This is a genomic window from Billgrantia aerodenitrificans, from assembly GCF_021404405.1.
GTDB lineage: Bacteria > Pseudomonadota > Gammaproteobacteria > Pseudomonadales > Halomonadaceae > Halomonas > Halomonas aerodenitrificans.
In genome coordinates, this window is sequence record NZ_JABFTV010000020.1 from 23,726 (window position 1) to 31,075 (window position 7,350).

Genomic DNA, 7,350 nt, shown 5'->3' on the forward strand with positions numbered 1-7,350 from the left:
ACTCACATTAATTTACACACCCTTTGCCCACAAGCGCTACCTACGTGGGTACTACCATATTTTCATCATAATCGATGACACCGTTAATGCCAGTTGGGACCATAAACGTCATCACGGTGGGATGATGCATACCGAAGGGCTAGAATGCCTGTAACCGTTATGCTCACGCCCGTGCGGGCCCAACCCCTGAGGCGCCATGAACGACTATCGATCCGCTCCCAATGCCAGCCATGCGCCCAGTGGCACTTTGGCGGCCTCTGCACCTAACCCCAACCTCGAGGGGTTGCGCGGGCTCACCCGGCGCCTGGTGGAGTACGGGCTGCTTTCCCGCCCGGCGGCGGAGCGGGCGGAGTACGAGGCGCGCGAGGCGGAAATCAGCCTGCTGCAGCACGTGATCGAGTCCAGCCTGGCCACCGCCCGCGAGGCTACGCTGTGTGCGGCCTGGGAGTACGGCTTGCCGGTGATCGATCTGGATGCGCTGCGCCTGGCCAGCCTGCCCGCCGCCAACGAATACCCCGAAAAGCTGCTGCGCAAGCTCTGCGTGGTGCCACTTACCCGCCGCGGCCATCGGCTGACGGTAGCGGTACCCTACCCCTCCACCTTGGCGAAACTCGATGAGCTGCAGTTCGCTACCGGGCTGAGTATCGATGCGGTGCTGTGCCCGGTGGATCAGCTCATGCCGGTGCTGGAGGCCTATCTGGCCCACCACGACAGCAGCATGATGGACGCGCTGGATGGGGTGGACGATGCCATCAGCGAGCTGGAATTCGAGCATGGTCTGGATATCAGCGATGATGCCGCCATCGATACGGCTTCCAGCGGCGCCGACGACGCGCCCATCGTCAAGTTCGTCAACAAGATTCTGCTCGATGCCATTCGCCGCAACGCTTCGGACATCCACTTCGAGCCCTACGAGACCAGCTTCCGGGTACGCATGCGGGTGGACGGCATGCTGATGGAGGCCGCGCGCCCGCCGTTTGCCATGCGTGCGCGCATTGCCGCGCGCTTGAAGGTGATGGCGCGGCTGGACATTTCCGAGCGCCGCCTGCCGCAGGACGGCGCCATCAAGCTCAAGGTTTCCAAGACCCGTTCGATCGATTTTCGTGTGAACTCGCTGCCTACGGTGTACGGCGAGAAGATCGTGCTGCGTATTCTCGATCCCACTTCGGCCCAGATCGGCATCGATGCGCTGGGCTTCACCCCGGAGCAGCGTGCGCTCTACGAAGGCGTGCTGGACCATCCTCAGGGCATGATTCTGGTCACCGGCCCTACCGGCAGCGGCAAGACGGTAACGCTCTATACCGGGCTGAACATCCTGAACGAGGTAGAACGCAATATCTGTACCGCCGAGGATCCGGTAGAGATCAAGGTGCCGGGGGTGAACCAGGTCAACGTGCTGCCCAAGATCGGGCTGGATTTCGCCAGCGCCCTGCGCGCCTTCCTGCGCCAGGACCCGGACGTGGTGATGGTCGGCGAGATTCGCGACCTGGAGACCGCCGAGATTGCGGTGAAGGCATCGCAAACAGGTCACCTGGTGCTTTCCACGGTGCATACCAACTCCGCCGCGGAGACCTTGACCCGCCTGGCCAACATGGGCGTACCGCCGTTCAACATCGCCAGTTCGGTGAGCCTGATCATCGCTCAGCGTCTGGCACGTAGGCTGTGCAAGCAGTGCAAGCAGCCGGTGGAGATACCCCGCGAGGCACTGCTGCAGGAGGGCTTCACTGAGCAGGAGGTGGATAGCGCCACCGTGTACGAGGCGGTAGGCTGCAAGCATTGCACCCATGGCTACAAGGGGCGTGTGGGTATCTACGAGGTGGTGCCGGTCGGCAACGAGATGAGCCAGTTGATCATGCGCAACGGCAACTCGATGGATTTCGACCAGCTGGCACGACAACAAGGCCACCCGGACCTACGACGTAGCGGGCTCTTGAAGGTAATGCAAGGGATTACCAGCCTCACCGAGGTCAACCGAGTTACCAAAGACTGACAAAATTATGCTTCATCTCGCACGGTAAATTGATGAAGCTCAAGCTGAGCGTTTTCGCGCCGAAGATAATAGAAGAGATTCAAGAACGCAGCAGGGAACCTATGGCAACCAGAACGGCAAGAGCGCCGCGGAAGCTGAAACTTTACCGCTGGCGTTGGACGGGTAAGGGGCCTGGCGGCAGGCTGGTGAGCGGTGAGGTGGTGGCCGCCGAGAAGTTCGAGGTCGAACGCGAACTGGCCAACCAGAACATCATCGTCAAGCGGGTACGCCGCAAGAACGGGCTGGGCGGCGGCATGGGCACCATCAAGCCCCGCGACGTCATGCTGTTCGCCCGCCAGATGGCTACCATGATTCGTGCCGGCGTGCCGGTTCTACAGGCGTTTCAGGTGGTGGCCGAGAGCATTCGCAAGCCGGCCATGAGTGCCGTGGTGCAGCAGATGATGAACGAGGTGGCGGCTGGCTCGAGCTTTTCCCAGGCGCTGCGCAACCATCCCGAGTGCTTCGACAGCCTGTTCTGCAACCTGGTGGAGGCCGGTGAGAGCTCCGGCTCGCTGGACCGCATGCTCGACCGTATCGCCACCTACAAGGAAAAGGTGGAGTCGCTGAAGGGCCGGGTGAAGAAGGCGCTGTGGTACCCCATCGCGGTGATTCTGGTGGGTATCGGTGTGACCGCGCTGCTGCTGATCAAAGTGGTGCCGCAGTTCGAGAGCCTGTTCCATGGCTTCGGCGCCGAGCTGCCGGCGATGACCCGCATGACCATCGCCCTCTCCGAGTTCGCTCAGCAGTACTGGCTGTGGGGGCTGGGGGGCATGGTCGCCTTCGTTTACCTGCTGCGCCAGGGCATCAGGCGCTCGCCCGCCTTTGCCTATCGCGTGCATGCGTTTCTGCTCAAGGTCCCGGTGCTTGGCGACATTTTCGACAAGTCTGCCGTGGCACGCTATTCGCGCACGCTGGCCACCACCTACGGTGCCGGTGTGCCAATGGTGGAGGCGCTGGACATCGCCGCCGGGGCTACCGGCAATCTGGTTTACGAGCGCGCGACCCGGCAGATCCGCGAGGACGTGTCCACCGGCCAGCAGTTGCACTTCGCCATGCGCCTGACCGAGCGCTTCCCGGCGCTGGCGGTACAGATGGTAGGCATCGGCGAGGAGTCCGGCGCGCTGGACGCCATGCTCAACCGGGTGGCCGATTACTATGAGGAGGAGGTCGACAACAAGGTCGATGCCCTCACCTCGCTGCTGGAACCGCTGATCATCGTGGTGTTGGGTATTCTGGTCGGCGCCCTGGTGGTATCGATGTATCTGCCGATCTTCGAGTTGGGAACGGTGCTGTGAAAAAATCGCTGTATTGCCAGCGGTTTGAGCGTTACGTTCACGTTACACGCCATGCCAGCGAGCGCATGACAGAGCGCAACATACCTGAGGGTTTATTGCTCCAGCTACTAGAGAATGGCGAGACTCGCTATAAGGACGCGGAACGGCTCTGGATCGCTATGAACGTGGCCAACAGGCAAGATAACCTGATCTGTGCAGCAGTAGTGCTTGAGGATAGACTTGTCGTCAAGACGATCATGCATCACTTCTGCTGGGAGGAATAGCAGATGAGAACTATTTACGACGAAGCGGATGATATCCTAGTACTGCATCTTTCGGACAAGCCTATCGTGAAAGAGATGTCTCAGGACTGGAACACCCATGTAAGCTATGCCGAGGACGGCACCTTGGTGGAAGTGGTCATTCTAGATGCATCCAAGCAGGGTGCCTGGCCGTTGCTCAAAAGCGAGGCGGCTTAAGGATATATTTTGCTAGTTCTTCCCTCTACAGTTCTCTGGCCGCTGGCCGCCCTTCTGGGCCTGTGCATGGGTAGCTTTCTCAACGTGGTGATCGTGCGCTTGCCGGTGATGCTGATGCTGGGCTGGCGGGCCGAGGCTCGCGAGGCGCTGGAGCTGCCCGAAGAGGAGTCGCCCCGTTTCAATTTGATGGTGCCGCGCTCCATCTGCCCTCAGTGCGAAACCCCCATCGCCTGGCATGACAATCTGCCGGTGCTCGGCTGGATCAAGCGGCGCGGCCGCTGTGCCGCCTGCGAGGCGCGTATCAGCCCGCAGTATCCGCTGGTGGAGCTGGCCGGGGCCGGCCTGGCGCTGGCGGTGGTGGCGCTGTACGGCGCCAGCTGGCAGGGCCTGTTCGTGTACGGTGCCTGCCTGGCGCTGCTGGCACTGGCCGTGATCGACCTGCGCACTCAACTGCTGCCGGATGCCATGACCTTGCCGCTGCTGTGGGCCGGCCTGCTCTATCAGCTGCTGTTTCAGCCACTGATGCTGCCTAGCGCGGTGACCGGCGCCATGGCGGGCTATCTTGCCCTGTGGAGCGTGTACTGGCTGTTCAAGCTGGTAACGGGCAAAGAAGGCATGGGCTACGGCGACTTCAAGCTGCTGGCGGCGCTGGGCGCCTGGCTGGGCTGGCAGTATCTGCCCATGGTATTGATCCTTTCCGCCGGTGTGGGCGCCATCGTCGGTATTGCGCTGCAGCTCGCCCTGCCCCGTCTGCGTGGCATGCCGATGCCCTTCGGCCCCTACCTGGCCAGCGCCGGCATGATCGCTCTGCTGGTCGGCGAACCGCTGATGGCCGGCTATGGACGCCTGTTCCTGCCCTAGCCGTATATCCCTTTGCCATATCCAACATGGCGGGTTATGCTCGGGATATACGCAAGATATATCCCCCAGGAACACGGATAAGGAGCACGGATCATGGAGCAGGCCGCCGTATTCAAAAGCAACCGAAGCCAAGCGATACGACTTCCCAAAGCCGTCGCCCTCCCAGATGACGTCAAGAGAGTGGATGTCATTGCCATAGGTCGTACGCGAATCATCACACCTGCCGGGGAATCCTGGGACAGCTGGTTTGACGGCCCAAAGGTTTCAAGCGATTACATGACTGAGCGTGGGCAACCCGCCGACCAGAATCGCGAGGAATTCTGAGTGCTCAAGTACATGCTTGATACGAACATCTGCATTTTTACGATAAAGAATCGCCCTGGTCATGTACGGGAGGCTTTCAGAAAGCATCACCTCCAGATGTGTATCAGTACGGTCACCTTGATGGAACTGATCTATGGAGCTGAGAAATCCGCCGCCCCGGAAAAAAATCTTGAGGTAGTTGAAGGATTTGCTGCTCGCCTCGACGTTTTGAGCTATGACTGTGAAGCAGCAGCCCACAGTGGGCAGCTAAGAGCAGAGTTGGCAAAAAGCGGAACACCTATTGGTCCTTATGATCAGATGATTGCGGGTCATGCTCGATCTCGGGGGTTGATACTCGTTACCAATAACCGACGTGAATTCAATCGCGTACCAGGCCTTCGCTTGGAAGATTGGGTCAATTCAGGTGAGCCTTCATGATCGTTGGCGTAACGGGTGGTATCGCTTCCGGTAAGAGCACGGTGGCGCAGGCCTTCGCGGCACTGGGCGTGCCTTGGGTGGATGCCGACGACGTGGCCCGCGAGGTGGTGGAACCCGGCGAGCCGGCACTGGCCGAGATTGCCGGGCGCTACGGTGAGCGGGTACTTCAGGCCGACGGGAGCTTGAACCGCCGCGCCCTGCGCGAGATCGTGTTCGCCGACGAAAGCGAGCGCCGCTGGCTGGAGTCGGTGACCCACCCGCGCATTCGGCAGCGTATCGTCGCGCACCTCGAGCGGCTGCAGGCCGAGGGCGCACCCTACGTGCTGCTGGTCTCGCCGCTGCTGTTCGAATCGGGCCAGAGCGAGATGGCTGACCGCTGCCTGGTGATCGACGTGCCGGAGAGCCTGCAGATCGCCCGCACCGCTTCCCGCGATGACGTCGACGACGCCCAGGCCCGTGCCATCGTGGCGGCCCAGATGCCGCGTAGCGAACGCCTGGCCCGCGCCGACGATGTGATCGACAATAGCGGTAGCGAAGCAGACCTTGCCGCCCAAGTGGCCGAACTGGACCGACGCTATCGAGAGATGGGAGTTTCATGAGCCAACACAACCAACGCCCCCTGACCGTCGCGTGCCCGCAATGCCGAAAGAAGGTGGAGTGGCGCGAGAGCAATCCCTACCGCCCCTTCTGCAGTGAGCGCTGCAAGCTGATCGACCTGGGTGCCTGGGCCGATGAGTCGCACCGTATTGCCGGCGAGCCGGCGCTCGACGAGAGCAATATCGACGAGTGGCTGGCCCGGGCCGAGCGAGGCGAAGATCTGTGACGCTCGCCCCGGCGCCCACCTATCGGCTGCTGGCCGAGCTGGAGCTCGCCTTCGACAAGCTTATCGAGCGCAGCGAGGCATTAGTGGCAACCTATGCCGCCTCTCCTGCCGAGGCGTGGGCTTTCAAGGCCGAAGCCAGCACCGAGTGGCTGCGCCGTGCCCTGCTCGACTTCTGGTACGCAGATGGTCAGGACGGACGCGCCACACGCAGCCATGTGGGCCTGGTAGCCGCCGACGATGCCTTGATGGCAGCAGTGAGCAAGGTCAACGCCGCCAAGGCCGACTTTGCCGCTCGGCTTGCGCATATTCGCGACCATCACCCGCCGCTACTGGCCGAGGCCAAGGCGGTGCTGCCGTTCCGCCACCCTGAGTTGCACGACCATCTGCGCGGCAGCGGCCTGGCCCGGCTGCACTTAAAGCAGTGCTGGCGAGCCATACCCGTGGCCGAAGCACCGGTGGCCCGAGTGCGCCTGGCCTGGTACGCCAGCGGCCGTTCGATCAAGCGGCTGTCGGTGCGTGAGGTGGAGAAGAAACTGCTGGCACTGGATACCGACGCGCCCCACGTGCGCATTCAGCTGCGCAAGCTGGCCGCCCTGCCTTCGGCCGAGCCGTTGGCACAGGTGCAGAGCCAGGCACCGCTGATGCGCGCCAATCTGTTCTACTGCGAGCCGTTGGAAGACGGTCGCACCCGCCGCGCCATGAACGTGGCGCTGCCGCTGTTCCTGCCTGCCCCGCGCGGCCGGCTGCCCGACCACAACCTGCCGCCGGCCGCGCCGCCCCAGAGCCGTACCCGGGCCCGGCGCAGCGACGAGAAACTGGAAGATACGCCCTACCTGCCCAGCCTGCGTATCTACCGCTACCGCTAAATAAATTTTCGCATCACATTAATGGCAAACGCTGCCATCGAGTACCCTTATTGCCAGGGGCCACCTCTGCTCATCCACGCGTATCTCACATGATTCTCGAGATTCTTACCGTCCTGGCTTTGATCGTGCTCAATGGCTTGCTTGCGATGTCTGAGCGAGCTATGGTGACTTCTGGTGTATGGGAGGAGGTAGGAAGGGTGGCGTATCCTGTTGATTGATCACGACCAAGATCTCAATCAACACGAGTGGATACGCCATGACCGATTCTACCCTCTGG

Annotated in this window: 10 protein-coding genes; all 10 read left to right on the forward strand. The window is 61.7% G+C overall.

Features of this window, described 5'->3' with window-relative positions; translation table 11 throughout:
• Positions 1-196 precede the first annotated feature (196 nt).
• The 10 genes from pilB (at position 197) to HOP59_RS22980 (ending at position 7,073) form a co-directional block, all read left to right on the forward strand.
• The gene (gene pilB / locus HOP59_RS22935; protein ID WP_234255680.1) at positions 197-1,990 is read left to right on the forward strand and encodes a type IV-A pilus assembly ATPase PilB; all 1,794 of its coding nucleotides are present in this window, start codon (positions 197-199) and stop codon (positions 1,988-1,990) included.
• A 101-nt stretch (positions 1,991-2,091) separates the two neighbouring features.
• Positions 2,092-3,324: a type II secretion system F family protein gene (locus HOP59_RS22940; RefSeq protein WP_234255681.1), complete on the forward strand. Its 1,233-nt coding sequence runs from the start codon at positions 2,092-2,094 to the stop codon at positions 3,322-3,324.
• On the forward strand, positions 3,321-3,587 hold the full coding sequence (locus HOP59_RS22945) for a DUF4258 domain-containing protein (protein ID WP_234255682.1): 267 nt from the start codon (positions 3,321-3,323) through the stop codon (positions 3,585-3,587). The genes HOP59_RS22940 and HOP59_RS22945 overlap by 4 nt, the downstream gene beginning before the upstream one ends.
• 3 nt (positions 3,588-3,590) lie before the next feature.
• On the forward strand, positions 3,591-3,782 hold the full coding sequence (locus HOP59_RS22950; RefSeq protein ID WP_234255683.1) for a DUF2283 domain-containing protein: 192 nt from the start codon (positions 3,591-3,593) through the stop codon (positions 3,780-3,782).
• A gap of 9 nt (positions 3,783-3,791) precedes the next feature.
• Positions 3,792-4,643 carry a prepilin peptidase gene (locus HOP59_RS22955; protein ID WP_267966016.1) on the forward strand — a complete coding sequence of 284 codons (852 nt, stop codon included), beginning with the start codon at positions 3,792-3,794 and terminating at the stop codon, positions 4,641-4,643.
• A 93-nt stretch (positions 4,644-4,736) separates the two neighbouring features.
• On the forward strand, positions 4,737-4,967 hold the full coding sequence (gene vapB, locus HOP59_RS22960) for a type II toxin-antitoxin system VapB family antitoxin (protein ID WP_010628786.1): 231 nt from the start codon (positions 4,737-4,739) through the stop codon (positions 4,965-4,967).
• Positions 4,968-5,384 carry a type II toxin-antitoxin system tRNA(fMet)-specific endonuclease VapC gene (vapC, locus tag HOP59_RS22965; protein ID WP_010628787.1) on the forward strand — a complete coding sequence of 139 codons (417 nt, stop codon included), beginning with the start codon at positions 4,968-4,970 and terminating at the stop codon, positions 5,382-5,384.
• The gene (gene coaE / locus HOP59_RS22970; protein WP_234255685.1) at positions 5,381-5,983 is read left to right on the forward strand and encodes a dephospho-CoA kinase; all 603 of its coding nucleotides are present in this window, start codon (positions 5,381-5,383) and stop codon (positions 5,981-5,983) included. The genes vapC and coaE overlap by 4 nt, the downstream gene beginning before the upstream one ends.
• Positions 5,980-6,207 carry a DNA gyrase inhibitor YacG gene (gene yacG, locus HOP59_RS22975; protein ID WP_234255686.1) on the forward strand — a complete coding sequence of 76 codons (228 nt, stop codon included), beginning with the start codon at positions 5,980-5,982 and terminating at the stop codon, positions 6,205-6,207. Before coaE ends, yacG begins: the two co-directional genes overlap by 4 nt.
• Positions 6,204-7,073 carry a DNA replication terminus site-binding protein gene (locus HOP59_RS22980; protein WP_234255687.1) on the forward strand — a complete coding sequence of 290 codons (870 nt, stop codon included), beginning with the start codon at positions 6,204-6,206 and terminating at the stop codon, positions 7,071-7,073. The genes yacG and HOP59_RS22980 overlap by 4 nt, the downstream gene beginning before the upstream one ends.
• Positions 7,074-7,350: the final 277 nt, after the last annotated feature.